This window comes from Ancylobacter sp. (genome assembly GCF_965279025.1).
GTDB lineage: Bacteria > Pseudomonadota > Alphaproteobacteria > Rhizobiales > Xanthobacteraceae > Ancylobacter.
Genome location: NZ_OZ257132.1, coordinates 1,330,001 through 1,356,381, shown reverse-complemented (window position 1 = coordinate 1,356,381; position 26,381 = coordinate 1,330,001). Strand labels below are relative to the sequence as shown.

25 protein-coding genes, 1 tRNA gene and 1 rRNA gene (1 of these 27 cut by a window edge) are annotated in these 26,381 nt (G+C 68.2%); 18 read left to right on the top strand and 9 right to left on the bottom strand.

Annotated elements, in window-relative coordinates; genetic code table 11:
* Nucleotides 1-4: 4 nt before the first annotated feature.
* Nucleotides 5-484 carry a cytochrome b gene (locus ACQY76_RS06330; RefSeq protein WP_428032043.1) on the bottom strand — a complete coding sequence of 160 codons (480 nt, stop codon included), beginning with the start codon at nt 482-484 and terminating at the stop codon, nt 5-7.
* A gap of 132 nt (nt 485-616) precedes the next feature.
* On the opposite strand from ACQY76_RS06330, the gene rutR reads away from it, so the two are divergent.
* From rutR to ACQY76_RS06315, 3 genes are all read left to right on the top strand, one after another.
* Nucleotides 617-1,372: an HTH-type transcriptional regulator RutR gene (gene rutR, locus ACQY76_RS06325; RefSeq protein WP_428032042.1), complete on the top strand. Its 756-nt coding sequence runs from the start codon at nt 617-619 to the stop codon at nt 1,370-1,372.
* Nucleotides 1,373-1,452: 80 nt separating this feature from the next.
* Entirely contained in the window at nt 1,453-2,100 is a 648-nt protein-coding gene (locus ACQY76_RS06320) for a DsbA family protein (RefSeq protein ID WP_428032041.1), read from the top strand.
* A gap of 247 nt (nt 2,101-2,347) precedes the next feature.
* On the top strand, nt 2,348-3,124 hold the full coding sequence (locus tag ACQY76_RS06315) for a class I SAM-dependent methyltransferase (RefSeq protein ID WP_428032040.1): 777 nt from the start codon (nt 2,348-2,350) through the stop codon (nt 3,122-3,124).
* Between the two features lie 6 nt (nt 3,125-3,130).
* On the opposite strand, the gene ACQY76_RS06310 is transcribed toward ACQY76_RS06315, so the two are convergent.
* Nucleotides 3,131-4,687 carry an AAA family ATPase gene (locus tag ACQY76_RS06310; RefSeq protein WP_428032039.1) on the bottom strand — a complete coding sequence of 519 codons (1,557 nt, stop codon included), beginning with the start codon at nt 4,685-4,687 and terminating at the stop codon, nt 3,131-3,133.
* A gap of 159 nt (nt 4,688-4,846) precedes the next feature.
* Between ACQY76_RS06310 and ACQY76_RS06305 the strand changes: the two genes are divergently transcribed.
* Nucleotides 4,847-5,899, top strand: coding sequence for a threonine aldolase family protein (locus ACQY76_RS06305; RefSeq protein WP_428032038.1), 1,053 nt, complete (start codon nt 4,847-4,849; stop codon nt 5,897-5,899).
* Nucleotides 5,900-6,190: 291 nt separating this feature from the next.
* On the opposite strand, the gene ACQY76_RS06300 is transcribed toward ACQY76_RS06305, so the two are convergent.
* A complete protein-coding gene (locus ACQY76_RS06300) occupies nt 6,191-7,576 on the bottom strand; it encodes a PLP-dependent aminotransferase family protein (protein ID WP_428032037.1) in 1,386 nt (461 codons plus the stop codon).
* Between the two features lie 437 nt (nt 7,577-8,013).
* On the opposite strand from ACQY76_RS06300, the gene ACQY76_RS06295 reads away from it, so the two are divergent.
* From ACQY76_RS06295 to ACQY76_RS06250, 10 genes are all read left to right on the top strand, one after another.
* A complete protein-coding gene (locus ACQY76_RS06295) occupies nt 8,014-8,496 on the top strand; it encodes an MSMEG_0572/Sll0783 family nitrogen starvation response protein (RefSeq protein WP_428032036.1) in 483 nt (160 codons plus the stop codon).
* Between the two features lie 135 nt (nt 8,497-8,631).
* The gene (locus ACQY76_RS06290; RefSeq protein WP_428032035.1) at nt 8,632-9,708 is read left to right on the top strand and encodes a Nit6803 family nitrilase; all 1,077 of its coding nucleotides are present in this window, start codon (nt 8,632-8,634) and stop codon (nt 9,706-9,708) included.
* Entirely contained in the window at nt 9,617-10,798 is a 1,182-nt protein-coding gene (locus ACQY76_RS06285) for an MSMEG_0568 family radical SAM protein (RefSeq protein ID WP_428032034.1), read from the top strand. The genes ACQY76_RS06290 and ACQY76_RS06285 overlap by 92 nt, the downstream gene beginning before the upstream one ends.
* Nucleotides 10,795-11,352 carry an MSMEG_0567/Sll0786 family nitrogen starvation N-acetyltransferase gene (locus ACQY76_RS06280; RefSeq protein ID WP_428032033.1) on the top strand — a complete coding sequence of 186 codons (558 nt, stop codon included), beginning with the start codon at nt 10,795-10,797 and terminating at the stop codon, nt 11,350-11,352. Before ACQY76_RS06285 ends, ACQY76_RS06280 begins: the two co-directional genes overlap by 4 nt.
* A gap of 1 nt (nt 11,353) precedes the next feature.
* Nucleotides 11,354-12,385: a sll0787 family AIR synthase-like protein gene (locus tag ACQY76_RS06275; RefSeq protein WP_428032032.1), complete on the top strand. Its 1,032-nt coding sequence runs from the start codon at nt 11,354-11,356 to the stop codon at nt 12,383-12,385.
* Entirely contained in the window at nt 12,382-13,551 is a 1,170-nt protein-coding gene (locus tag ACQY76_RS06270) for an MSMEG_0565 family glycosyltransferase (RefSeq protein WP_428032031.1), read from the top strand. The genes ACQY76_RS06275 and ACQY76_RS06270 overlap by 4 nt, the downstream gene beginning before the upstream one ends.
* The gene (locus ACQY76_RS06265; protein WP_428032030.1) at nt 13,544-13,831 is read left to right on the top strand and encodes an MSMEG_0570 family nitrogen starvation response protein; all 288 of its coding nucleotides are present in this window, start codon (nt 13,544-13,546) and stop codon (nt 13,829-13,831) included. Before ACQY76_RS06270 ends, ACQY76_RS06265 begins: the two co-directional genes overlap by 8 nt.
* A 17-nt stretch (nt 13,832-13,848) precedes the next feature.
* The gene (locus tag ACQY76_RS06260) at nt 13,849-15,114 is read left to right on the top strand and encodes an MSMEG_0569 family flavin-dependent oxidoreductase (protein WP_428032029.1); all 1,266 of its coding nucleotides are present in this window, start codon (nt 13,849-13,851) and stop codon (nt 15,112-15,114) included.
* On the top strand, nt 15,111-15,974 hold the full coding sequence (locus ACQY76_RS06255; protein ID WP_428032028.1) for a Pnap_2097 family protein: 864 nt from the start codon (nt 15,111-15,113) through the stop codon (nt 15,972-15,974). The genes ACQY76_RS06260 and ACQY76_RS06255 overlap by 4 nt, the downstream gene beginning before the upstream one ends.
* A gap of 148 nt (nt 15,975-16,122) precedes the next feature.
* Nucleotides 16,123-16,197 (top strand) — tRNA-Gly (locus ACQY76_RS06250).
* 144 nt (nt 16,198-16,341) lie between these two features.
* On the opposite strand, the gene ACQY76_RS06245 is transcribed toward ACQY76_RS06250, so the two are convergent.
* Both ACQY76_RS06245 and ACQY76_RS06240 read right to left on the bottom strand, forming a co-directional pair.
* Nucleotides 16,342-17,436 carry a glycosyltransferase family 4 protein gene (locus tag ACQY76_RS06245; RefSeq protein WP_428032027.1) on the bottom strand — a complete coding sequence of 365 codons (1,095 nt, stop codon included), beginning with the start codon at nt 17,434-17,436 and terminating at the stop codon, nt 16,342-16,344.
* 119 nt (nt 17,437-17,555) lie between these two features.
* Nucleotides 17,556-18,662, bottom strand: a complete 1,107-nt coding sequence (locus ACQY76_RS06240; protein WP_428032026.1) for a glycosyltransferase — start codon at nt 18,660-18,662, stop codon at nt 17,556-17,558.
* A gap of 186 nt (nt 18,663-18,848) precedes the next feature.
* On the opposite strand from ACQY76_RS06240, the gene ACQY76_RS06235 reads away from it, so the two are divergent.
* Together ACQY76_RS06235 and ACQY76_RS06230 are read left to right on the top strand one after the other, a co-directional pair.
* Nucleotides 18,849-19,637, top strand: a complete 789-nt coding sequence (locus ACQY76_RS06235; RefSeq protein ID WP_428032025.1) for a RibD family protein — start codon at nt 18,849-18,851, stop codon at nt 19,635-19,637.
* Nucleotides 19,624-20,196, top strand: a complete 573-nt coding sequence (locus ACQY76_RS06230; RefSeq protein ID WP_428032024.1) for a cytochrome b — start codon at nt 19,624-19,626, stop codon at nt 20,194-20,196. Before ACQY76_RS06235 ends, ACQY76_RS06230 begins: the two co-directional genes overlap by 14 nt.
* A 14-nt stretch (nt 20,197-20,210) precedes the next feature.
* Here ACQY76_RS06230 and ACQY76_RS06225 read toward each other — a convergent pair whose 3' ends face one another.
* The 4 genes from ACQY76_RS06225 to ACQY76_RS06210 all read right to left on the bottom strand — a co-directional run bounded on the left by ACQY76_RS06225 (nt 20,211) and on the right by ACQY76_RS06210 (nt 23,498).
* Nucleotides 20,211-20,966 (bottom strand): class I SAM-dependent methyltransferase, encoded by a 756-nt coding sequence (locus ACQY76_RS06225; protein ID WP_428032023.1) that lies wholly within the window; start codon nt 20,964-20,966, stop codon nt 20,211-20,213.
* 77 nt (nt 20,967-21,043) lie between these two features.
* The gene (locus ACQY76_RS06220; protein WP_428032022.1) at nt 21,044-22,090 is read right to left on the bottom strand and encodes a glycosyltransferase family 4 protein; all 1,047 of its coding nucleotides are present in this window, start codon (nt 22,088-22,090) and stop codon (nt 21,044-21,046) included.
* A gap of 11 nt (nt 22,091-22,101) precedes the next feature.
* A complete protein-coding gene (locus ACQY76_RS06215; protein ID WP_428032021.1) occupies nt 22,102-22,503 on the bottom strand; it encodes a 6-pyruvoyl trahydropterin synthase family protein in 402 nt (133 codons plus the stop codon).
* Nucleotides 22,504-22,511: 8 nt separating this feature from the next.
* Nucleotides 22,512-23,498, bottom strand: coding sequence for a zinc-dependent alcohol dehydrogenase (locus ACQY76_RS06210; RefSeq protein WP_428032020.1), 987 nt, complete (start codon nt 23,496-23,498; stop codon nt 22,512-22,514).
* 151 nt (nt 23,499-23,649) lie between these two features.
* Between ACQY76_RS06210 and mdoH the strand changes: the two genes are divergently transcribed.
* Together mdoH and ACQY76_RS06200 are read left to right on the top strand one after the other, a co-directional pair.
* Entirely contained in the window at nt 23,650-25,470 is a 1,821-nt protein-coding gene (mdoH, locus tag ACQY76_RS06205; RefSeq protein ID WP_428032019.1) for a glucans biosynthesis glucosyltransferase MdoH, read from the top strand.
* A 656-nt stretch (nt 25,471-26,126) separates the two neighbouring features.
* A 16S ribosomal RNA gene (locus ACQY76_RS06200) occupies nt 26,127-26,381 on the top strand; it runs 1,230 nt beyond the window's last position.

Here is a 26,381-nt window from a genome sequence, read left to right as displayed (position 1 = left end):
CCCTTCAGCGACGCGCGGGCAGCATGCGCAGGATCAGCCCGTCCCGCCTGATGAAGTGATGCCACAGCGCCGCCGCCACATGCAGCACGACGATCGCCGCGATCACATAGGCCAGCGCGACATGGACCTTGCCGGTCCAGCCGAGGCTCTTGCCGAAGGCGGTGATCGTCACCGCGCCGAGAATCGGCTGGATCAGGATCAGCAGATAGAGCAGCCCGTGCGTGGCGTGCGCGGCGATCCGCGTCAGGCGGCCCATTCCCGCCGGCAGCGGCGGCACCGGGTGTGTCAGGCGCCAGAAAATGCGCAGCACCGCCAGCGCCAGGATCACATAGCCGGAATAGAGGTGGAGGTTGAACAGGTAGAAGCGCGGATCCGAACCCCGCTGGAAATAGCCCCAGCTCCAGCCGGTGGCGAACTGCACCAGGACAAGGGCGGCCACCAGCCAGTGCAGGGTCCGGGAGAGTCGATCGTAGCTCAATACCATTCACGGGGTCTTTCGCGGGTCGTGGACGCAGGTGTTCGGGCGGGTCGATGGCAGGTTGCCGCCGTCGCGCGAATCGCAGCGGCACGGTGCGCATATTGCGGTGCGATTCCTTTCCGTGCCATCTCATGAGCCATGCCAAGGCGGGAGCTATCGTTGACATCTGCGCATCGCACCGCTCACACGCCCTCCCGCCCGGCGCGGCCGGCGCCGTCACCGGTGCGCGCGGCCACAGATACCGGCAGTGAAGCGGCGGCGGGCGGCGGGCGGCCGAAGACCCCGACGCGTATCAAGCGTATCGCCGCCAAGCGCAACGCCATCCTCGATGCCGCGCTGTCGCTGTTCTCGCGCTACGGCCTGCACGGCACGACGGTGGAAGAGATCGCCCGCACCGCCGCCGTCTCGAAGACCAATCTCTTCTATTATTTCGCCTCCAAGGAAGAGGTCTATGTCGGCGTGCTGAGCCGGCTGCTCGACCAGTGGCTGGACCCGCTGCGCGAGCTCGAGGTCGAGACCGACCCCATCGAGGGGATCAGCGCCTATATCCGGCGGAAGATCCGCTTTTCGCGCACCCATCCGGAAGCCTCGCGGCTGTTCTGCCTGGAAGTGGTGCAGGGCGCGCCGTTGCTGCGCCATGAGCTCGAGACCGCGCTGAAGGAGCTGGTCGACGCCAAGACCGCCGTCATTCGCGGCTGGACCGCCGCCGGCAAGCTGGCGCCCATCGACCCGCACCACCTGATCTTCGCCATCTGGGCGACGACGCAGCACTATGCCGACTTTGCCCCCCAGATCGACGCCCTGCTCGGCAAGGGGCTGGACGAGGAGGCATTTGTCGAAGAGGCTACGCGCAACGTGCAGCGCATCATCCTCGATGGTCTGCGCCCCAGATAGAGCTGCCGGATGCCCCGTGCCCGGCGACGGGCCTTTCGGGCGGCGATGCAACGCCCCCGCACAGTGAAGAGGACGCCCCGATGAAGCGCCGCGCGCTGCTCCTGACCGCCGCCGGTGCGCTGCTTGCCGCGTCGCTGCCGCTGTTCGCCGCCACGCCCGATGTCTCGCCCCCGGCCGGCACGTCGACGCCGCTCGATGTCGATGCCTTGCTCAACGACCCGAAGACGCCAACCTTCGGCAACCCGAAGGGCGACGTCACCATCGTCGCTTTCTTCGACTATAATTGCGGTTACTGCCGCAAATCCCTCCCGGAACTCGAACGGCTGGTGGCCGAGGACGGCAAGATCCGCCTGGTCTACAAGGACTGGCCGATCCTGGCGGAATCCTCGGTGGTCGCGGCCCAGCTGGCGCTGGCGGCGAATTTCCAGGGCCAGTACCTCGCCGCGCACAAGACGCTGATGAAGCTGCCGGGCAAGTCCACCACCGAGCGCATGAGCGAGGCGCTGGCCGATGCCGGCATCGACCGGGCCCGTCTGGCGAAGGACCTCAAGGCCCATGCCGGCGACATCGGCGCGCTGCTCAAGCGCAACAATGCCCAGGCCGAGGCGCTCGGCCTGCCGGGCACGCCGGTCTATCTGGTCGGTCCCTTCAAGGTGGCCGCGGCGCTGGATTATCAGGGCTTCAAGGACGTGGTCGAGGACGCCCGCAAGCGCGCGGCGGAACGCTGACGCCACGAGCCGGTCCGGGCGTCCCGTCCGGCCACAACCGGCCAACGTGCCGGCCGCACCCTTTGTCGCGCCTCTGAAAGCACCAAACCCTCGGTAACGGCCATTCCGGCGCGACGTCGCGCCGGTTGTGTGGTATTTTAGTAAAGCTCACTCCAGGGCCGTGCCGGGCATACGGGTCGCCGTACGAAGCTCCGCATCCTTTCGAGACGAGTCAGTGTTGCAGGGTGTTCCGATGCGGGAGGAACCTATGATCGACGGCGGGCAGGCCTATCTTGATAAATTGTCCCACATGACTCCGGGCGCCAGCCAGTCGCCGGAGGAGTATGCCGCGTACCACAAGCAGCGCTTCGAGCGTGTTCTGGCCTTTTGCGCGCAATATTGCCCGGACCCGGAAAGCAGCGTCCTCGATATCGGGCGAAGCGTTCTGTCCGGAATGCTTTTGCAGCGCTACACGAACGTCACCACGATGGGATTTCCGCTTGATGCGGGGGGCGGAATGCCGGACGACCTGCCCTTGACCGGGATTCGTGGACATATCGCCTATGACCTGAACAAGGCCCAGTCACTGGAGGACATTCCAAGCCGGGAGACGTTCGACCTGATCGTGTTCGCCGAAGTGGTCGAGCACCTGTACACCGCTCCCGAGCTGACGATGTTCGCCCTGCGCAGCCTCATGAAGCCCGGCGGGATCATGATCGTGCAGACGCCGAACGCCGCCTCGCTCAACCGCCGGCTGAAAGCGCTGATTGGCTTGAGCACGACGGAGCGTATCCGGATCGACAACACCAATCCGGGACATTTCCGCGAATACACGAAGAGCGAGCTGGTCGAGATCGCCGGGATCGCCGGCTTCGACATTTGCGAGCACCAATATCTCGAATATTTCGGCGTCGCCGGCACGGCGCGCGCCTCGCTTGCGCGCGCGCTGTTCGCAGCGGTCGTCGCGCTCATACCTTCCTTCCGCAGGGGGCAGACCTTGATCTTGAGGCGCACCGTCTCCTCCACGGGGGCAGCGGAACGTTAGCTTGCCTCAGCCGTCGAGCAGCGCCGTCGCCTGCGCCAGCACCTGCGCCGGTGTTGGCGAGGTGTCGAGCCGCGCCCAGTCGAGCGGGCCGGCCTCGCGTCCCGCCTGCCAGCGAACCACCTCGGCGGTGGCGTCGGAGGCATCGCCGCGCCGCGCCGCCACCCGCCCGGCGAGCGCGTCGATCGGCGCCTCCAGCCACAGGCCGAGAAAATCCACCCCGCATTCATGCGCCAGCGCGGCGATCTCGGCGCGCTCGTCGGGCCGCTGGTGCACCGCATCGATGATGACGGCATGGCCGGCGCCGAGTATCTCCTCCGCCCGCGCGCGCAGCGTGGCATAGACCGCCTGCGTCGCTTCCATCGAATAGGCGTCCTGCGGCAGGCGCTCCAGCTCCGGCGTGCCGTTGAGGCGCTTGCGCTCGACATCGGAGCGCAGATGCACCGCGCCCGGCAGCGGGCCGACGCACGGCGCCAGCGCGGCGGCGAGGGTGCTCTTGCCGGAGCCCGACAGCCCGCCCACGGCCACCAGCTTCACAGGGCGCGGCGCCAGTGCGTCGCCGGCAAAGGCGAGATAGGCGCGTGCCTCCTCGCCCGCCCGGGCCCGGCCCTGCGCGTCGCGAAGGCCGGCCGCCGCTGCCGTCACCTGCGCCCGTATCGCCGCGCGCAGGGCCAGAAACAGCGGCAGCGCCGCCAGCCCGTCATAGGGCGGGGCGTCGCCGCAGGCGATCAGATAGCGGTTGAGCAGCCCGTTCGCCTCGAAGGCGCGCCCGCGCACGGCGATGTCCATGAGGAGGAAGGCGAGGTCGTAGAGGCGGTCGGTGGTCGCCAGCGCCTCGTCGAATTCCAGCGCGTCGAATAGCACCGGCGCGCCGTCGATCAGCGCGATGTTGCGCAGGTGCAGGTCGCCATGGCAGCGCCGCACCTCGCCCGCCGCGGCGCGGCGCGCCAGCAGCGGCTCCAGCCGGTCGAAGGCGTCGATCAGCGCCGTCTCCAGCGTCGAGACCTGCGCCGGGGGCAGAAGGTCCGGCGCCTCCCGCAACCCGGCGACGACATTGCGCGCCACCGCCCGCAGCGCCCCGCCGGACGTGCCTGTCGCCACCGGCGCGTGGCGATGCGCGCGCTCCACCGCGACGGCCAGCGCCGCGATCAGGGGCGGCGACAGCTCCTCGCGGGCGAGGACATGGTCGAGCGTGGCCTCCTCGTCGAAGCGGGCCATGTGCATCGCCCACTCCACCACCTCGCCCTCGCCGCCGAGGTGAAGGGCCCCCGCGCGCCGCACGATGGCAACGAGGCCGCGATAGAGGCCGGGGGCGGTGGCGCGGTTCAGCTCCACTTCCCGGGCGCTCGCCCGCCGGCGCTTCTCCAGCGTGGAAAAATCCATGAAGGAGAAGCGCACCGCGCGCTTGACCTTGTAGACCTCCGCGCCGGCGAGGAAGACCACCGCGCCATGGGTATCGATGCGGCTGACGCTCGCCTCCGGTCCGAGGGCCGGGTGCGTGGCGGGGTCGGCGAGCAGGCGGAACACGGCTTCCTGGTCGGCGACGACGTGGTCGATGGCACTCATGGGCTTCACTTGAAACGATTGGGCGCCAGTTAAACCCGCCATGCCGGCACGCGCCATCCGGCAAGTGACGCAGTCAACGGCGCCTGCGGGCCATTGACAATGGCCGGCCGGCCGGTTTCCCCCTAGCGCACGCTCCGCCATCTCTCCCCAGGACCCGCCGTGACCGACACCCCTTCCTCCCGCCCGCCCGGCTTCGGCAGCGACAATGTCGCCGGGATCTCCCCCACCATCCTCGCGGCGCTCGCGGCCGCCAATGAGGGGGCGATGCCCTCCTATGGCGCCGACACGCTTTCCGAACGTGTCGAGGCGCGGCTTTCCGCGCTGTTCGAGCGCGAGGTGCGCGTGCTGCTGGTCTCCACCGGCACCGCTGCCAATGCGCTGGCCCTCAGCGTGCTGACCCCGCCCTGGGGGGCGGTGCTGTGCCATGCCGACAGCCATATCGAAAACGACGAATGCGGCGCGCCGGAATTCTTCACCGGCGGCGCCAAGCTCATGCACGTGGCGGGCGCAGACGCCAAGATCGACGCCGACGCGCTGGCGCGGGCCGCCCGGCTCGGCCGGGGCGACGTGCATTGCGTGCAGCCTTCCTGTGTCTCCATCACCCAGGCCAGCGAGCTCGGCACGCTCTATTCGCTGGAAGAGACCGCCGCCATCGGCGCGGTGTGCCGCGACGCCGGCCTGCCCCTGCACATGGACGGCTCGCGCTTCGCCAATGCCGTGGCGGCGCTCGGCGCGAGCCCGGCGGAAATGACCTGGAAGGCCGGGGTCGACATTCTCTCCTTCGGCGCCACCAAGAACGGCGCCATGGGTGTGGAGGCCATCGTGCTGTTCGACCCGGCCCGCGCCGGCGAACTGGCGTTCCGGCGCAAGCGCGGCGGGCACCTCTCCTCCAAGATGCGGTTCCTGGCCGCGCAGATGGACGCCTATCTCGACGGCGACCTCTGGCTCGCCAATGCGCGCCACGCCAATGCCATGGCGGCGCGGCTCGTCGCCGGGCTCGCCGGCATCGCCGGGGTGGAGATCCAGGGCGTGGTGGAGGCCAACATGCTGTTCGTGCGCCTGCCGCAGCCGATGATCGACGGGCTGCTGGGCCAGGGCTTCCGCTTCTACACCGAGCGCTGGGGCGAGGGCGTGGTGCGCCTCGTCACCTCCTTCGCCACCAGCGAGAGCGATGTCGACCGGCTGCTGGAGGCGGCGCTGGCGCTGGCGTGAGGGGTGCGGCATCCCCGCCCTGCCCACCGTCATCCCCGGGCTCGGCCCGGGGATCCACGACGTCCCGGGATGTCCGCACCGCACGAAATCATGGATGGTCGGGTCAAGCCCGGCCATGACGGCGATCAGGGGCGAGTGGTGCGTGCATCGAGGCCGGCCTTCGGCCGGCGCCTCAGCATGACGGGGGTGCCGACGCCCGTCATCCTGAGGTGCCCGGCCGTAGGCCGGGCCTCGAAGGACGCAGGACGGGTGCGTGCTCCCCCTTGGTCGCCGGCCTTGAAGGGCGCCCCCTCACATCACCGAGGACACCACCTCGGGCGATTCCTCCAGCGCGTGGGCCATGAAGTCCAGCGCGGAGCGGATCTGCGCGCGGGTGGCGGGGCCACCCAGGCACACCCGCACCGCCTCGATCGCCGGGCCGGTGGCGGTGAAGGCGTCGCTCGCCACCACGCCGATGCCGGTGGAGCGCATGTGGCCGACAAAGGCCGAGCGGGTCCAGGGCGCGGGCAGCTCGATCCAGAGATTGAAGCTCAGCGGGTCGGCGCGGAAGCTGCCGGGGGGCAGGATTTCGCTCGCCAGCGCCTGCCGGGCGGCGGATTCCGTGCGGATGAAGCGCAGCAGCGTGTCGGCGGTGCCGTCCTCGATCCAGCGCGTCGCCAGCGCCGTGGTCAGCGGCGAGGCCATCACATTGGCGGTGCGCAGGGCGCTGGCGAAGGGGTAGCCGGCGCGCGCTTCCGGCGCCACGACATAGGCCGCGCGCAGGCCGGCGCCGATGCATTTGGCCAGCCCCGCAATGTGCCAGGTGAGGTCCGGCGCGATGGCCGCCAAGGGCGGCGGCCCGTGCGGCGGCACGAAGCCATAGGCGTCGTCCTCGACGATCGGCACGCCGAAGCGCCGCGCCACCTTGGCGATCGCCTCGCGCCGCTCCTCGGGAATGGTCAGCGTGGTCGGGTTCTGCAGCGTCGGGTTGAGATAGAGCGCCTTGGGCGCCATCTCGCGGCAGGCGGTGGCAAAGGCGTCGGGGTCGATGCCGTCGCGGTCCATCGGCAGGCCGTGCAGCTTGATACCGAGCTGGGCGGCGATGGCCCGCACGCCGGGATAGGTGATCGCCTCGCACAGGATCAGGTCGCCCGGCCGGGCCAGCAGGCCGAAAATGCCAAGCAGCGCCGGATGCGCCCCCGGCGTCACGAAGATGCGCTCCTGCGCCGGCACCAGCGCCCGCCGGCCGAGCCAGGACGACGCCGCGTCCTTGTCGGCTGCTGTTCCGCCGAAGCCTTGGTAGCGCAGCAGCGCCACCAGATCGCGCGCCACTTCCGCCAGCCCGTCCTGCATGCGCTCGATGAGCGCCGGGTCGTCCGGCTCGGGCGGCAGGTTCATCGAGAGATCGACCGTGCCGGGCTTGGGCGCGCTGGGGCTCCGTGTCTTCGGGCGCGGCGCGCCGGTGACGAAAGTGCCCTGACCGACTCGGGATTCGACGAGGCCGCGCTTCTGCGCCTCGACATAGCCGCGCGCCACGGTGGTGAAGTCGATGTCGAGCCGGGCCGCCAGCTTTCTCTGCGGCGGCAGCCGGTCGCCCACCGCCAGCCGGCCGGCGCGGATGTCCTCGCCGATCAGATCGGCAATGGCGAGGTAGCGCGGCTTGTCGGAGCGGGCGAGGTCAGGAATCCAGTCGGCCATTGCTTCGTCACTTTGCTTGTCGTCATTCCGGGCGGCCGCAAGGCTGATCCGGGACCGTCTGCCGGGCCTTGTCGCGATCCCGGCTCTCGCACCGCTCGGCCGGGATGACAGCCCCCAGCATAGCCGATCATAATTGACTGTATAATGTTGCAGAGGTGGCGTGTCACCACTGGTCCACAACTTGCTGCGTAAGGCATGTACCGGACCCGACGCCGTCGCATGCGCAGCAAGCGGGCAATGTCCCGCCGTTTCTCTAAGCGTCCGCCCGCTTTCTCACCAACCCCGATGTGCCTACTCACGCGATATTGACTGTAGTATTGTATGTAAAATGATTGTTTTGATGATTCTTTTGGCATTCTGTCAATTGGCACATTGATTGCAATTTCCCTGGCGTACCCCCGGCGCAGAGCCGGCCCCTCAGAGCCAAGGAGAGCGACATGGCCACCATCACCGCGCCGGCCCACCAGAAGGGCGACATCCTCGTCGACTACGAAGACAAGAAGTTCGAGGACGTCAAAGCCGCGCCGGGCGAGAAGGCGCTCGTCACCTTCCACACCGTCGCCTTCGAGGGCTCGATCGGCCTCGTGAATCTCCTGCAGGCCTCGCGCCTGATCCAGAAGGGCTTCGAGACCTCGGTGCTGCTTTACGGGCCCGGCGTCACCCTCGGCGTGCAGCGCGGCTTCCCCAAGCTCGGCGACGAGGCCTTTCCCGGCCATCTCAACTTCAACAACCGCATCGAGAAGATCCTGAACGATGGCGGCAAGGTCTATGCCTGCCGCTTCGCCCTGCAGGCGCTGTACGGCCATGGCGAGGGCGCGCTGATCCCGGGCATCATCCCGGTCAGCCCGCTGGACGTGCTCGACATCGTGCTGCTGCACCGGCGCGACAACGCCTTCATCCTCGACACCTGGACACTGTGACCGGGACGCCGTGACGGGATTCCGTCATCCCGGCCGAGCGAAGCGAGAGCCGGGATCGGCCCCGGCGAAAGGGCGATCCCGGACCGCCGGCCGTGCCGCCGCCCGGGACGACGGCCAGAGGCAAGGAGAATCGACATGGTCGAAAGGCCCAGCGCAGAAAAGCGGGTGGTCCGCGTCGCCGCGGTACAGATCGCCCCTTCCCTCGATAGCCTGGAGGGCACGCTCGCCCGCGTGCTCGCCGCGCTGGACGAGGCGGCGGGCAAGGGCGCGCAGCTCGTCGTGTTCCCCGAGACCTTCCTGCCCTGGTATCCCTATTTCTCCTTCGTGCTGCCCCCGGTTCTCACCGGGGCGGAGCATCTGCGGCTCTATGAAAACGGCGTCGTCGTGCCCGGCCCGGTGACCGAGGCGGTGGCCGCCGCCGCCCGCCGGCTCGGCGTCGTGGTGATGCTGGGGGTGAACGAGCGCGACCATGGCTCGCTCTACAACGCCCAGCTCATTTTCGATGCCGACGGTTCGCTGAAGCTCAAGCGCCGCAAGATAACCCCCACCTTCCACGAGCGGATGATCTGGGGGCAGGGCGACGGCGCCGGGCTGAAAGTGGTCGAGACGGCGGTGGGCCGCGTCGGCGCGCTGGCCTGCTGGGAGCACTACAACCCGCTGGCCCGTTACGCGCTGATGACCCAGCACGAGGAAATCCACGTCGCCCAGTTTCCCGGCTCGCTGGTGGGGCCGATCTTCGCCGAGCAGATCGAGGTGACGATCCGCCACCACGCGCTGGAATCCGGCTGCTTCGTGGTGAATGCCACCGGCTGGCTCACCGACGAACAGATCGCCCGCATCTGCCCGGAGGAGAAGCTGCGCAAGGCCCTCACCGGCGGCTGCATGAGCGCGATCATTTCCCCCGAGGGCAGCCATGTCGTGCCCCCGCTGACCTCGGGCGAGGGCATCCTCATCGCCGATCTCGACATGGGCCTCATCACCAAGCGCAAGCGGATGATGGATTCGGTCGGCCATTATGCCCGGCCGGAACTCCTCAGCCTCAACCATGACGACCGCCCCGCCGTGCCCGTCCACACCCACGCCGGGGCCACCTTCCCCGTCCTGACAGGGAGCGTTTCCGATGAAACCGATAGTCCCGGCCACCGATCTGCGGCCGTTGCCGACGGAGCAGCTGATCAACGAGTTGCAGTCCTACGGGGTGCGGCTGGTTGACCCCAGCGCCGGCGCACAATCGCGCCGGGGCGGGGCCGGGCCGTCGGACCACAAGGCGCTGACCATTGACGGCATGACGGTGATGGTGCCGGTGCACACCGCGCCGGCCTTCGAGAGCCCCTATCTCGTGGAGAAGCCGGATGCCTTCGGCCGCAGCCGCATCAGCCGCGACGGGCTGGCGCTGGGCGAGGTGTCGTTTCCGCTCCAGCCGAAATTCTACGGCCTGACCACCGCGGACGGCATTGCCTATTCCAAGATCGCCGTGCTGCACGGGCGCGACGTGCTGGCGACCACGGTGCTGCAAAGCTGCATCCGCTACCAGAGCCGCACCAAGACCTGCCAGTTCTGCGCCATCGGCCAGTCGCTCGCCGCCGGCCGCACCATCGAGCGCAAAACCCCGGCCCAGCTGGCCGAAGTCGCCAAGGCCGCCGTCGAGCTCGACGGCGTCAAGCACATGGTGATGACGACCGGCACCCCGCCCGGCAAGGACCGGGGCGCGGCGATTCTGGCCGAGAGTGCGCGGGCGGTGAAGGCGGCGGTGAACCTGCCGATCCAGGTGCAGTGCGAGCCGCCCGACGACAATGCGTGGTTCGCCCGCCTGCACGCCGCCGGCGCCGACGCGCTCGGCATGCATCTGGAAGCCTGCACCGAAGAGGTGCGCCATCAAATCATGCCCGGCAAGGCGCAGGTGTCGGTGGAGCGCTATTTCGAGGCCTTCGCCGCCGCCGTGCCGGTGTTCGGGCGGGGCCAGGTCTCCACCTATATCCTCGCCGGGCTCGGCGATTCGCGAGACGACATCCTCTCCGTCTGCGACCGGCTGACCCGCATGGGCGTCTATCCCTTCGTCGTGCCCTTCGTGCCCATCTCCGGCACGCCGCTGGAGAGCCACCCGACGCCCTCGCCCGCCTTCATGAACTCCATCCTCGGCCCGCTCTCGGGAATGCTGCTCGCCACCGGGCTGAAGTCCATCGAGGTGAAGGCCGGCTGCGCCAAATGCGGCGCCTGCTCGGCACTCTCCACCTATGAACGACGGGGCGCCGCAATGGGGGATATGCGGCCAGTGAATATGCAGCAAAGGGGCTGCGCATGATGTACGGCACCTTCCGTCCTTTCCTCGCCGCCGATTTCCAGGTGAAGTTTGCCACCCAGACCTGGGAGAAGCGCGGTGCGGCGCAGCTGCGCCACCAGGTGTTCTGCGAGGAGCAGGGCCTGTTCGCCGGTGACGACCGCGACGCCATCGACGCCGCCGCCATTCCCCTCGTCGCCGTGTCGCTGCTCGGCCTGCTGGCCGACGATGTGGTCGGCACGGTGCGCATCCATGAGAGCGAGCCGGGCACGTGGTGGGGCTCGCGCCTCGCGGTGGCGCAGGACTATCGCAAGGTCGGCGCGCTCGGAGCGGCGCTGATCCGCCTCGCCGTCTCCTCCGCCCATGCGCGCGGCGCGACGAAATTCCTCGCCCATGTGCAGAGCCAGAACGCCCTGCTGTTCCGCCGCCTGCACTGGAGCGTGGTGGAGGAAAAGCAACTGCACGGCCGCCCGCATGTCCTCATGCAGGCCGACCTCGGCTTCTACCCGCCGCTGCTCGACGCCGAGACCGGCTTCCGCGCGCCGTCCCGCGCCTCGACGCTGCGAAAGGCGGCGTGACATGGCCTCGCTCGCGCTTTCCGCCACAGCCTTCGAGGCTCTCGCCGCCCGGCTGCGCGCCTCGACCGGCATGGCGGCGAAGGCCGACATCGCCGTGGCCGCCGCGCGGCTGGGCCTGAGCGGGGCGGGCGCCGTGCCGGTGGGCGACGACTGCGCGGCGATTCCCGATGGCGATGGCTACCTGCTGTTCGCCATCGAAGGTTTCATGAACGCGTTCGTCGCCGGCGATCCGTGGTTCGCCGGCTGGTGCGGGGTGATGGTCAACCTGTCCGACATCGCCGCCATGGGCGGGCGCCCGCTCGCCGTGGTCGATGCGGTGTGGGCCAAGGGCGAGGACGGCGCCACCCCGGTGCTGGAGGGGCTGCGCGCGGCGTCCGCCCGCTTCGGGGTGCCCATTGTCGGCGGCCATACCAATCTGGCGACCGATCGCGGCCAGCTCTCCGTCGCCGTGCTGGGCCGGGCCTCGCGGCTGCTCACCTCCTTCGACGCCCGTCCCGGCGAGACGCTGGTCGCCGCCCTCGACCTGCGCGGGCGCTACCGCGAGCCGTTCTCCAATTGGGAGGCGGCGACCGATGCCCCGGCGGAGCGGCTGCGCGGCGATCTCGAGGTGCTGCCCTTCATCGCCGAGGCCGGGCTCTCCCGCGCCGCCAAGGATATCAGCCAGGGCGGGCTGGTCGGCACCGCCGCCATGCTGGCCGAGTGCTCCGGCGTCGGGGTGGAGATCGACCTTGCGAAGGTGCCGGCGCCCGAGGGGGTCGATCCGGCGCGCTGGCTGATGAGCTTCCCCAGCTATGGCTACCTGCTCTCGGCTACCGAGACGAATCTGCCGGCGCTGTTGTCCGCCTTCCACCGGCGCGGCATCGCCGCCGCCGCCATCGGCAGGGTGACGGCGGACCGCCGCGTGGTGGTGGCCAGCGGCGCGGCGCGCGAGACGATCTGGGACTTCGAGCGCCGCAGCCTGCTCGGCTGCGGACCGGCCGTTCTGCAGCTTGATGAGGCAGCAGCGCCCGCAGTCGTGGGGGACGCCGCATGACGCGTTCGCTGCGCCGGCCCCTTCGCATCGCCATCCTTGCCCATTCCACCAATCCGCGCGGTGGCGTCGTCCACGCGCTGGAACTCGGCGATGCGTTGGTAAGGCTGGGTTGCGAGGCGGTGGTGCACGCTCCCGACCCAAGGGGGGCCGGCTTTTTCCGCCCCAGCCTGTGCGCCACGGTGAGCGTGCCCGCCGCACCCGCCGGCTCGGATGTGGCCGCGATGGTGCGCCAGCGCGCCGATGAATATATGAGCCATTTCAATGCCCTAGAGCATCGCCGCTTCGATGTCTTCCATGCCCAGGACGGCATTTCCGGCAATGCGCTGGCGACCCTGAAGGAGCACGGCCTGATCCCCGGCTTCGCCCGTACCGTCCACCATGTCGACGCCTTCCGTGATCCCGCTTTGCTGGCGTTGCAACACCGGTCGATCCTCGCCGCCGACCGGCATTTTGTCGTGAGCGCCCTGTGGCAAGGCCTTGTCGCCGAGACCTTCGGGCTGGAGGCCGTCCTCGTCGGCAACGGCGTAGATGTTGGGCGCTTTTCCCCGCTCCCCGATGGCCGCGAAGCCGCGCTGGCCGCCCGGCTCGGCCTTGGTGCCGGCCCCGTCGTGCTCAGCGTCGGCGGGGTGGAGCCGCGCAAGAACACAAGGCGGATCCTGGAGGCCTTCCTCCAGCTCCGCGCCATGCACCCACGCGCTCAGCTGGTCATTGCGGGTGGGGTTACCTTGTTGGATCACAAGGATTATCTCGAACAGTTCGAGGCCGCTCTCGCCACCTCCGGCCTGCCCGAGGGCGCCGTCCTGCGCACCGGGGCGCTGGCGCAGGAGGACATGCCCGCGCTCTACCGGCTGGCCCATGTGCTCGCCTTTCCCTCGGTGAAGGAGGGCTTCGGCCTGGTGGCGCTGGAGGCGATGGCGTCGGGCGTTCCCACCGTCATCTCCCGCATCGCGCCCTTCACCGAGCATATCGGCGAGGGCGAGACGGTCTGGTGCGATCCGCTCCATGCCGGCGCCATCGCCGACGCGCTGATGCTGGCGCTGAAACCCGAAAATCGCGCCCGTCTCAAAGCCCTCGGTCCCTCCGTCGCCGCCCGGCACGACTGGGCGGCGACCGCGCGGGCGCACCTGCCCACCTATGCGAATCTCGCGGAGGCTGTTCATGCCTGAAATGCGCTTCACCATCCGCTGGCCGGACGGCACCCGTGAGGGCTGTTACTCGCCCTCTCTGGTCATCAAGGACTATTTCGTCCCCGGCGAGAGTTACAAGCTGTTGGAATTCCTTGAAAAATCCCGCGAGGCACTCGGCATCGCCAGCGCCCGGGTGGAGGCGCGCTACGGCTTTCCCTGCTCGCGCGCACTCGGCCAACTCGCCCGCATCGAGGCCGCCGGGCGCACCTATTCAACCCTCCCCGACGCCCGCGTCGCCGTCGAGAGCTTCGACGCATGAGCCCCGGAGAAAACGCCATGAACGAGAACGGCATTGCGCATTACCCGGTTGTCATCGTCGGCGGCGGGCAGGCCGGGCTCTCCACGAGCTACCATCTGCGCCAGCAGGGCATCGCCCATCTGGTGCTGGAAAAGCAGCGCGCCATGCACGCCTGGGAGAGCCAGCGCTGGGACAATTTCAGCCTCGTCACGCCGAACTGGCAATGCGACCTGCCGGGCCATCCCTATGCCGGGCCGGACCCTGACGGCTTCATGCGGAAGGACGAAATCCTCAGCTACCTCAGGGAGTTCCGCGCCAAGGTGGATCCGCCGATCCGCGAAGGGGTCAGCGTTCGACGGGTCACTCCACGGGCCGAGGGCGGCTTCCATGTCGCCACCAGCGCGGGAGACGTCAGCGCCGACAATGTCGTGGTGGCCTCCGGCGGCTATCACGAGCCGATCGTGCCTCGCATGGCCGAGCGCCTGCCGCCGGTGATCGCGCAGATCCACTCCGCGCAGTACCGCAACGCCGACCAGTTGCCCGAGGGGCCGGTGCTGGTCGTCGGCTCCGGCCAGTCCGGCGCCCAGATCGCCGAGGACCTGCACCTCGCCGGCCGCAAGGTGCACCTGGCCGTCGGCAATGCCCCTCGCTGCGCAAGGTTCTATCGCGGCCGCGACGTCGTCTCCTGGCTTGCGGACATGGGCTATTACGACATGCCGGTGGAGCAGCATCCCCTGCGCGAGGGGGTGCGCGACAACACCAATCACTACGTGACCGGCCGGGATGGCGGGCGGGACATCGACCTGCGCCTGTTCGCCCGCCAGGGGATGGAGCTTTACGGCGCGCTGCGGGACTATGACGGCGCCAGCCTGCTCTTCGATACCAACCTCGTCAGCGCGCTCGACGACGCCGACAAGACCTATAACGGCATCAACGCCGCCATCGACAAGCATATAGCCGCGAACGGCCTGGAGGCGCCGCCGCCATCCGTCTACAAGGCTGTCTGGCGACCGGAGGGGGAGCGTCCGGAGCTGGATCTCGCGGCTTCCGGCATTGCCTCCATCATCTGGTGCATCGGGTTCAGGCCCGATTTCCGCTGGCTTGACGCACCGGTGTTCAATGGCGCCGGCCATCCCCAGCACCGGCGTGGCATCACTTTGCGCGAGGGGGTGTACTTTGTCGGCCTGCCCTGGCTGCACAGCTGGGGTTCCGGGCGTTTCGGCAGCGTGGGGCGCGACGCCGCCCACATCGTTTCCCACATCGCCGCGCGGGCCGCCCGCGCCGGACAGGACAGCGCCGCATGAATGTCGCGCTGCCTCCCGACGCGTTCGCCGTGACTGCCGCGCCGGTCTGCGAGGAGACGCTGCTGCTCGGCATGCCGCAGCTCTGCCTGGCGGGCCTGTCGGAGACGTGGCTGCTGAAGGAACTGGGCCATCGCCATTGGATGGGGCTGGCGCAGATGGCAGGCCGCGCCGTCCCCGATTTCCGCGATGCCAGCGGCGAGCCGGTCTATGCCGCCTTCAGCGCATTGTCAGTGACGGACGCCGATTTCGCCCGCGTGAGGGAGAACGACCGGATAACCGTCCGCAGCGAGATCCGCCGGATCTCGCGCACCCAATGCGCCAGCCGCCATACGCTCACCAGCGCCGGACGTCCCATCGGCACAGTGCATCTGGTGTCGGCCTTCGTGCGCCGCGCACCGGGCGGGGGCAACCACACGGTGGCGCGCGTGGCATTGGACGGCTTTCCCCCGCCGGACCGGCCGGAAGCCACGGGACTTGCCGCCCGCGCGGCCGCCTTCCGCGCCGGTCGGGGGGAGGCGGAGGCACGCTTCGGTCTGGAGCCGGACGAGGCGGCGAGGGCGGTTCTGGAGATCGATCCCTGTCCGGCGCAGGATTTCAACGGTGCCGGCTTCCTCTATTTCTCCAGTTTCATCGCCTTCATCGACCGGGCCGAATGGCAGTTCGACAGCCGCCGCGCGCCGCTCGCCAGCACGCGGTCGCGCGAGGTGTATTTCCACGGCAATATCGATCCCGGCGAGCGCGTGGTGGTCCGGCGCCTCGCCTCCCGGCGCGATGCCGGCGGGCTCGCCCATCACTGCCGGCTGGAGCGCGCCGGGGATGGCGCGCGCCTCGCCGATGTATTCACGCATCGCAACCTTTGACCTCCCCGCCCTGCGCGGCAAGGCCGGGGACGACCTGTCATCAGCCTGTGAGAAAACCTGCGAAAGCCCGTTGCATTCTCCGCGAGGCTGGGGCATAGAGACGGCCCGTTCGGGGCCGCAGCCAACGCGGTACTGGACGACGGAGCGGGCGGGTGTAGCTCAGGGGTAGAGCACAACCTTGCCAAGGTTGGGGTCGTGGGTTCGAATCCCATCGCCCGCTCCAAATTTCCCTACGTCAGAAAGCCTCGCGCCAGCGGGGCTTTTGTCGTTTTGGGCTCCGTGAGCCCAGATCCCCGGTTATGCTGGCAAAGCCGCGTCGCCATTCGTGCGGGGTCACGTCGTCGCGTTTCGCGGCGGCACCCGCGATCTATCCCCCGTGATCGTCGATGATCTCGACCAGCCGTTCGGCGGCGGCCTTCCATGTGAACCGGGCCGCGAAGGCCTGTCCCTGTCGGGCGAGGCTGGCGTGGAGGTCGTGATCGTCGCGCAGCCGCAACAGGGCGTCCTTCCAGGCGGAGGGGTCGCGCGGATCGGCGTGCAGCGCCCCGGGGCCGCACACTTCGGGGAGCGCGCCGCAGGGCGCGATGACGCCGGGGGTACCTAGGAAGATCGCTTCGACGGGGGGCAGGCCGAACCCCTCGGTAAGGGACGGCGTGCACACCGCCAGCGCCTGCGTCTGCAGGCTGCGCATCTCGCCATCCGAGACGCGCCCGGCGAAGATCACGTTCTCCGGTGGCTGCATGCCGCGGGCGACGAATTCCTCCCGCGTGGCGCCGCCGACCAGGACGAGCTTGAGACCGGCCATGTCGGGGCTTGCGAAGGTGCGAAGGAGCAGGCCGATATTCTTGTGCGGCTGCAGGTTGGACAACGCCAGTGCATAGCCGCGAAACGTCAGGCCAAGCCGCGGCAGGATCGTGTCATCGGGCGCGTGGCGCAGGATGTGATCCACGCCATTATAGATGACGTGGATTCGCTCCGGCGGGGCAATCCCCAATCCTGCGAGCTCTGCCTTCGAGAAGTCAGAGACCGTCAGCAGCCCAAGCTGTCTCTTCCCGGCGACGCGAATATTCGCTTTCAGCGTCTCCCGAAAAGCCCATCCATAGGAATCGGGTGCCGTGAAAACCTGGGCGTCATGCACCATCGTCAGCGCATGGCGGGAGACCAAGGGACTGCGCGCCGCGAAGTTCAGCAGCAGCCGTCCCCTGACGTGATGGGGCAGGAGAACCTGCTCCCACAGGTTTCCCGACAGCGGCCCGACACGCTCCACCGGCAGTTCCAGCGCCGTGACGGCAGCCGGCGCCGCATTGGGGGGAGCGATCACCTTCGGGCTGATCTCGCGGCGATGTTCGCGCTCGGAGGCAAGCAAGGCCCCGAGGGCGTGCGTCAGATGCCGGGCCACCGCGTAGGTGGTTGCAGGCGTATCGACCAGGAATCGTCCATTGATGCAGATGTCGAGGCTCATAGCGCGCCCAGCTGAGTGATGCAGCGCCCGCGACAAGCTGCGATTCTCGGGAAGCAGGATATTAGCGTCAAATCGATTGAAAGGAGCCGATCGTGGCTTAGCTTCGCTCGAATTCGGCGCTAGGGAACCTTGATGCCGGCAGCCGCCAATGTGGCCTGAAAGCCCTGGCGGAAGGTCGTTTCATCGAAGCGGGCGGCATGGGCAACCAGCCTGGCGGGATCGAGGTCCCCCAGCCCGGAGGCCTCGAAGTCGCGCACCGCCGTCACGAGACCCTCCACGGACTGGTCGTTGAACAGAAAGCCGGTCTCGCCATGGAGCACGGTCTCCAGCGCGCCGCCGCGCCCATAGGCGATCACCGGGCGGCCCGAGGCCATGACCTCGACCGGCACCATGCCGAAATCCTCCTCGCCCGGAAAGATCAGCGCCTTGCAGCGCGCCATGTGCGCGCGCAACGTGGCGAAATCGACCTTGCCGAGGAATGTCACATTGGCGGGACGGGATGCCTCCAGGCGCTTGCGCGCCTTGTCCGGCCCGCCAATCACCACGAGCGGCAGGCCGAGCTGCCGAAACGCTTCAATAGCGATGTCCGGGCGCTTATAGGGCACGAGTTCGCCGGCCCAGAGATAGAAGTCACCGCGCTCCGCGGCAGGAACCGGGGCGAAGGCCGCCACGTCGACGGGCGGGTGAAGAACTTCAGCGTCACGCCGCCAGTATTTGCGGATGCGCGCCGCCACATGATTTGAATTCGCCAGAAACGTGTCGACCCGTGCGGCCGAGGTCACATCCCACACCCGCAGCGGCGGCGCGAGCAGCGGCATCATCAGCTTCGCGAGCGGCCCCGCCCCGTTGCGGTAGGTATGATACTGATCCCAGAGATAGCGCATGGGGGAGTGCGTATAGCAAAGGTGGAACGCGTCGGGAGCGGCGATGACCCCTTTCGCGGGGCCTGCTTCACTGGAGATGACGAGATCGTAGCCGCTCAGGTCCAGAGCCTCGAGCGCGCCCGGCATAAAGGGCAGGTAGGATTGGTAGAGCCGTCCCGCGAAGGGCAGGCGCCCGACCGAGGTCTCGCGGATGCGGTGCGTGCGCAGCAGCGGGCTGATCGCCTCGGGAATACAGACATGGGTGAAAATGTCGGCCTCGGGAAACAGGCGGCAGATGGCTTCCAGCACCTTCTCGCCGCCGCGCATGCCGACGAGCCAGTAATGAACGATCGCCACCTTCATAATGTGTTCCGCCCATTGGTCGTCCCGGCCCAGCCTTCACTCCCACAGGCGGCGGCCCCGGCGCAACGGCAAATGGCGGAGAGCAGGGTTCCGGCGAGGAGCGCGGGGCCAACCCCTCATCTTTTGCCTCGCCTGGCGGCTCCATTTCGGCCGTTCGCACGTAATAGCTGTGTGTGCCGCGTGCGGATGGGCCGTCCTGTCGGCGCACGGCGTCTGGCGATAGACTGCATCGAACTGCGGGAGCCCTCCTTGAACCGTCGCGAAATACCGACCGATCCGCTTGCTGCCCTTTACGAGCCGATTCTGCGGGAGCGGGAAGCGCCTTTCGTCGTCGCTCAGCTCGGGCAGTCGCTGGACGGGCGGATCGCCACCCCGACAGGAAAATCCCGCGATATCAACGGCTGTTCGGGCCTCGATCACCTGCACCGCCTGCGCGCCATGGCGGATGTGGTTGTCGTCGGCGTCGGCACCGTGGTGGCCGACGATCCCCGGCTCACCACGCGGCGCGTTCCCGGGCGCAGCCCCACCCGGGCGGTCATCGACAGGTCCGGCCGCTCGCGGCGCGACGCCAAATGGCTGGACGCGGATGGATGTAACCGGATTGTGTTCTCGGAGGACCCGACGGGATGGCCGAGAGATGTCGACCGCATCGGTTCGGATAACGCGCCTGATGTGTTCGAGCCGGAACGGCTGATCGAGGCCCTCGCCGCCCGTGGACACCGGACGATTCTGATCGAAGGCGGGGCGTCGACGATCTCGCGGTTCATCGATGCCGGGCTGGTCGACCGCCTGCATATCTGCTTCGCCCCCATCATCCTCGGCTCGGGGCGGCCGGGTTTGAACCTCAAGCCGATCGACGGCGTCGACGAGGCCCTGCGCCCGCGCTCCTGGACCTATCTGCTCGACGACGGCAATATTCTCTGCGACTGCGATCTGCGCAGTACATCCCCGGGAGGCAGGCATGTCGGTCTCTGACGCAGATACGGCATCGGCTGCCCCGCCACGCTACAGGACTCTCCCGCGCCTGCTGCACTGGGCGGTTGCCCTGTTCGTCCTGTGCCTGATCCCGCTCGGCCTCTATATGGTCGCCCGTGGCGAGGCGACGAATTTCGACGCGACCACCGGCTCGCTCTACAGCCTGCACAAGCTGCTCGGCTTCATCGTGCTGTGGCTGATCGTCCTGCGGGTGCTGGTGCGACTGCGGCGGGGGGCGCCGCCACCCGTTGCCGCCTTGACGCCTCTGGAGCGCGCGGCGTCGGGTGCTGTGCACGCTCTTCTCTATATATTGCTGCTCGTGGTGCCCCTGCTTGGCTGGGCCGGCATTTCCGCCTATCCGGCCCTCGACGTGTTCGGCCTTTTCAATCTCCCGGCGATCCTGTCGCCCGACGAGGGACTGGCAAACCGGATCCTCGGCCTGCATGGCTTGCTGGCGCAGGGTCTCGGCATCGTCGCGCTCCTGCATATCGCCGCCGCGCTGCGCCATCGCTTCGTCAAGCGCGACGGCGTCATGCGGCGCATGTGGCCACCGCTCTGAAGCGGTCTACACGTTCAGCTATGGGCGAAGATGTCCTGATGCCCGATTGTCACCGCCGGCGCGTTCGCGCGGCTGCGCCCCCATTGCGCGTAGGCCATGTGATGGTCGGGCTCGATTTCGCCTGCGGCCTCGGCGAAGCCGGCGGTGAGCGCGGCGATCAGGTCGGAATGGGCGGGGCCGAGTTCCCACGGGCTGCCGCCCGAGCATGATTTATAGCCGCGCTGGGTGAGAAGATGCGCCAGTGCCTCGCCCGCCGCCGGCCCGAGCGCCGGGCCGAAACCCTTTTCGCCGCGCTGATGGCGGTTGAACGCAGCAATCACACGCTCGTCGAGGGCGTCCGAGGGCCGCCACTGCGCCGCGCCGTCATAGTTCAGCACGGCATAGAGCGGGATCCGCCCTTCAGCCAGTTGAGCAACCAGGCGCTCCAGCCAGGGCTCGGATACGAGATCGAAAAGCGCCGCGGCGGTCACCAGGTCAGCCCCGACATCGCCGAAATCAAGGTTGCGAACGGTCAGGTCTGCGCATTCGAAGGCCACGTCGATCTGGCAGTCGTTCTTTTTAAGGCTGAGACCGGCGCCGTTCGGCCGCGCATCCTCGGCCCAGTCGGCGAGGCACTGGCGCGCGCGCGCCAGCAAGGCAGGGTCACCGTCGATCAGATGCCAATGCTGGCGGCGCGGGAGGTCAGCCGCCAGGCCCCGCAGATTGGAGCCCGTGCCGCAGCCGAGATCGACGACGGTCAGCGCGGCGCGGCCGGTGAAATGCGCGCGCATCCGGCTCGCCACTTCCTCATTTCGCGAGATGTGGTCGACAGGCTCTCGCAGGGCCAGCCAATCGGCAGCGAAACCGCTCATCGTGGCATCTCCCTGAGGGCGCCGAGAATAATGGACGCCGTCTGCGCCCAACTGGGCAAAGACTGCGCGTGGCGCCAAGCCGCGTCCGCCATCAGGCGCCGTCTGTCGGGCTCGTCCAGCAGCAGGTCGATGGCGGCGCCAAGGTCCTCGGCATCGTTCGGCGAGGCGAGGATGGACGCCGTGAACGGCACGGTATCGGGTATCGCGCCGGCGCGAGTCGCCACAATCGGCAGGCCGCGTCCCAGCGCTTCGGTCAGGCCCATGCCGAACCCCTCGAAGAGGGAGGCGCTGACGAAAAGGTCGGCGGCGTCGAATTCCTGCGCCAGCGCCTCAGGCGAGATCGCCCCGGTCAGATGGACATGTTGCTGGAGCCCCCGCGCCGCGATGCGCTGGCGCACCCTCGCCGTCTCCTCGGCTTCCCGATCGGTGGCGCCGACGATGTGGCAGGTCCAGTCGCGCGAGCCGAGGGTGGCAAGGGCGTCGACAAGCACGCCATGCGCCTTGCGCGGGATGACCGCGCCGACGCAGAGCAGGCGGGCCGGCTGTCCCGTACCATGCGCCCGGGGCGCGGGATCGGTGCCCGGCACGGCCACTTTCAGTCGATCCCCAGGCACGCCATAATCCTGCGCCAACAGCCGGGCTGTGGAGGGGCTGGTGGCGATCACGACGGATGCTTCCGCCAGCGCGGCCCGCTCGCTGGCCAGGAGCGCCGCGCGCTGGCCCTCATTCAGCCCGGTCTCCAGCGCCAGTGGATGGTGCACCAGTGCCGCGAGCGGACGCCGCAACCCGCGCAGCAGCGGCGCGGGGAGGGCGCCGAAGGCCAGTCCGTCGATCAGCACCGGCAGGCCGGGCGGTATCCCCCGCAGCAGGATGTCGCTCTCCGCCAGTTCGCCGGGCGAGGGAAACGGGAATCCCGCCGGCAGCACGAGGTGGTGCACCTCTCGGCCGGCGCGCCGGCACTGCGCGATCACGCGCCGGTCATAGGCATAGCCGCCGGTGGGGAGGCCGATATCGCCGGGAATGGCGAAGGTGAAGCCGGTCACGTTGCGCGCCTTCAGCCGAGGCCGGCTTCGAAGCTGGCGCGGGCGAGATCGGTCTCGTGCAGGGTGACGCGGATCTTCGCCAGGCCGGGGCCATCCTCCCCCAGCGCACCGGAGCGGGCGGCGGCGGCCACATTGTCGAAGATATGCCGCGCCAGGAATTCCGTGGTGGTGAGTTTTCCCGCGAAGGCCGGCAGGGCGTCGAGATTCTGGTAGGCCAGCGGCTGCAGCGTCGCCTTGAGCACGTCGAGCGCCGCGCCGATGTCGACCACGACGTTCTGGGCCGTCAGTTCCTCGCGGAAGAAGGCGACGTCGACGACGAAGGTCGCGCCATGAAGGCCCTGCGCCGGGCCGAAGAACGGATCGGGCAGAGAGTGGGCGATCATGATGCGATCGCGGACTTCGACACAGTACATGGCTTCCCTCATCGGTAATCGAGCAGGATCGCCAGCGCGTCCTGCCCTTCGGCCAGAAGTTCCGGCAGGCGTGCCGGCGCCTGGGCAAACGGGACGACATGCGAGACCAGCCGGTCGAGGCGCGCGTCGTCCAGCAGAGCGAGCGCCTTGGCGAGCCGGCGCGCATGCGTCCAGCGTGGCCGCCGCGACGCTGATACGGAACCCACCTGCGAACCGATCAGTTGCAGGCGCCGGCTGTGGAAACTCTCCCCAAGGGGAACGGCCGGAGCGGCGTCTCCATACCAGCTCATCTCGACGATGCGTGCCTCGAAGCCGCCGGCGCCGAGGGCGGTCTTCAAACCGGCAGCACTGGCGCTGGTGTGGAATACGATATCGGCATCATCGCGTACGGCGTCGGGGAGGGTGAAGGCCACCCCCAGCGTGCGTGCCAGATCTTCCCGGCCCGGTTCCACGTCCACCAGCGTGACATCGGCGCCGGGAAGACGTGCGGCGAGCCCTGCCAGCAGCAGGCCGATTACGCCACCTCCCACGATCGTGATCCGGTCGCCCGGACCGGCGCCGGCATCCCACAGGGCGTTGAGGGCCGTTTCCATGTTTGCCGCCAGCGTCGCCCGCTGGGGAGGAACGCCCTCGGGCACCGGCAGAACTGCCGCGGCGGGTACGAGATAGATGTCCTGATGGGGATGGAGGGCGAAGACGGTGCGGCCAACCCATTCGTCCGGTCCGTCCTCGACCACCCCGACGCTTTGGTAGCCATACTGCACCGGGAAGGGGAAATCGCCCTTCTGTAGCGGCGCACGCATCCGCTGATACTCGCTTGGCGGAACGCGGCCTTCCAGGACAAGGCGCTCCGTGCCGCGACTGAGGGTGGAGGCAAGTGCACGCACGGTCAGCATATCCGCCGACCGCTCGCCGAGCGGCGCGTCACGCATCTCATAGCGCCAAGGCGCCACGCTCCAGAGCTGACGCGCGGCAGTGAGACGTGGTTCGGCCATCGCGGATCGCCCCCCTTTTGCCGGATCGCCCTCACATAACGGGCGGGGCAGGCCGTTGGATCCCACATCTTTCGTGAACCGCGGCCGCCCGGCTGCGTACAAGCTAGGGTGGGGTTTGCAGCATGTCCGGTTTGCGGATCAGGGTACAGGCATGAGTCTCGATGAGAATGTCGCGGAAGGCTTGATGCCCCCCGCCGAGATCGTAGACAGGCGCACGCCGACCGGCGTGCAATCGCTGCGGCGGCTGTTTCGCCGCCGGCTCCTGGTCTTCACGCTCAACATGGTCACCTATGCCGGCCTGGTTGCGCTGTTTGCCACCCTGCTTTCCCATGGCGGCTTCACGCCGCTGGATGGGGCGCTGCTGCTGGCCTTCTGCCTTTCCACGCCCTGGACGATCCTCGGTTTCTGGAACGCGCTGATCGGCCTGTGGTTGCTGCATGGCCCTGGCGACGCGCGGCGCTCCGTTTATCCCTATGCCGCCCGCGCGGGGGAGAACGCGCCGATCACCGCGCGTGTGGCTGTGGTGATGACGCTGCGCAACGAGGATCCGGCGCGGGCTTTCGCGCGGCTGCAGGCCATGCAGGCGGAGCTCGGCAGCGACGCCGACAAGCACTTCGCGTGGTACGTGCTGTCGGACACCACCGATCCGGCCATCGCCGAGGCCGAGGAGACAATCTTCGCCGCGTGGCGGGCCGCACTCGGCGCGGACATTTCCCTCACCTATCGGCGGCGCAGCGATAATACGGGCTTCAAGGCCGGCAATATCCGCGATTTCCTTGAACGCTGGGGCGACGTGCACGAACAGATGCTGGTGCTCGATGCCGACAGCCTGCTCGGCGCGGCGACCATACTGCGCCTTGTGCGCATCATGCAGGCCAACCCGCGGCTCGGCATCCTGCAGAGCCTGGTGGTGGGTTTGCCGTCACGCTCGCCCTTCGCGCGCATCTTCCAGTTCGGCATGCGCCACGGCATGCGCTCCTACACGATGGGCGCGTCCTGGTGGGCGGGCGATTGCGGTCCTTATTGGGGGCACAACGCGGTCATCCGCATTGCGCCGTTCAAGGCGCACTGTTCTCTGCCGGTGCTGCCCGGCAAAGGGCCGCTCTCCGGGCACATCCTCTCCCACGACCAGATCGAGGCCGTGCTGATGCGCCGCGCCGGCTATGAGGTGCGGGTGCTGCCGGAGGAGATGGACAGCTTCGAGGAAAACCCGCCGCATCTCACCGAATTCACCCGCCGGGACCTGCGCTGGTGCCAGGGCAACATGCAGTATTGGCGCCTCATCGCGCTGCCGGGGTTGAAGCCGATGAGCCGGTTTCAGATCGCCTGGGCGATGCTGATGTATGTCGGCGCGTTCGCCTGGATGGCCTTCATCGGCCTTGCGGCGCTCAAGGTGTTCGACACCCAGCCGACCGCGCAGCCATTTCCCGCTGCGCTCGGCCTTGCGCTGTTCGCCACCATGTTCCTGATGAGCCTCGCGCCGAAACTCGCCGGCCTCGCCGACGTGCTGCTGCGCGCGGGCGAACGGAAACGCTATGGCGGCACGGGTCGGCTGTTGGGTGGGGCCTCGGTCGAATTCCTGTTCTCGGTCCTGCTTGGTCCGGTGGTGGCCTTCCGGATCGCGCTGTTCATGGTCGGTCTAGTGCTTGGGCGAACGGTGACCTGGGAGGCGCAGGTGCGCGACGCGACGCGGCTTTCCTGGCGCACGGCCCTGGCCGGGCTGTGGCCGCAGTTCCTGTTCGGCTGCGGGCTTGGCGGCCTTCTCTATGCGTATGCGCCGGGGGCGCTTGTCTGGGCCCTGCCGGTGCTGATCGGCCTTATTGGTGCCGTGCCCTTCGCCGTGCTCACCTCCCAACCCGGCCTTGGCCGAATGCTCGCCCGCATCGGGCTGTGCGCAACGCCGGAGGAGCTGAAGCTGGGCAGCCGCGTCGAGGAAAGCGTGGTCGCGCTGCCGCCGATGGCGGTTCGCTGAAAAAGGCGGCAAGGGGCCCAAACACGCGCCATCAAGGCCGTTCCCGCGCGCCGTGCGGGCGACGAAAAGGATGCTTCGCTTGCCCGTTCTTACCGTCCATCCGTCCGGTCCGGGACCACATGTGGATAAGAAAGCTGCGCATATACAAGCAGTTGATGGCCAAGACCCCTCTCCAGGGCCACTGACAACAGCCTGTCATTTTTCTGATGTGATGGGTGTTGACAGGCGCGGAGGGCCGGGCCTATAAAGCGCCCATCGACGCGGCGCCACCGCAACGGCGGGTTTGGCGCTCCTCTGAAGCACCCCACTTTGGTGAGGCTGCGGCGGCCGGTGAGAACCGGACGGGAGGTTTCGATGTGCTGGTGGGTGCGAGCCCATAGGTTGAGGGACTTCGGTTTCTCGTGAATTTCGGGCTTTGGCCCGGTGGGATTTCGATCCCGGGGTTTCGGCCCAGCTTTTTGACAAGTGAAGAGTAAGAAAGAGAAACGTGGACGGCGGGGTCCTTGCGGACTTCCCCAGCTTCGGTCGGGGAAGTCGGATGAGACTTCGGCGGTCTTACGTTCTCGGAGCCGCGCATCCTGTGAAGGATGTGCCTGGTTCCAACCTCGTCAAGAGGTTTTGAGCGTAGCGACGCAAAGCCGAGATTAATTCTCATTCAACTTGAGAGTTTGATCCTGGCTCAGAACGAACGCTGGCGGCAGGCTTAACACATGCAAGTCGAACGCCCCGCAAGGGGAGTGGCAGACGGGTGAGTAACACGTGGGGATCTGCCCAATGGTACGGAATAATTCCGGGAAACTGGGACTAATACCGTATGAGCCCGCAAGGGGAAAGATTTATCGCCATTGGATGAACCCGCGTCGGATTAGCTAGTTGGTGTGGTAAAGGCGCACCAAGGCGACGATCCGTAG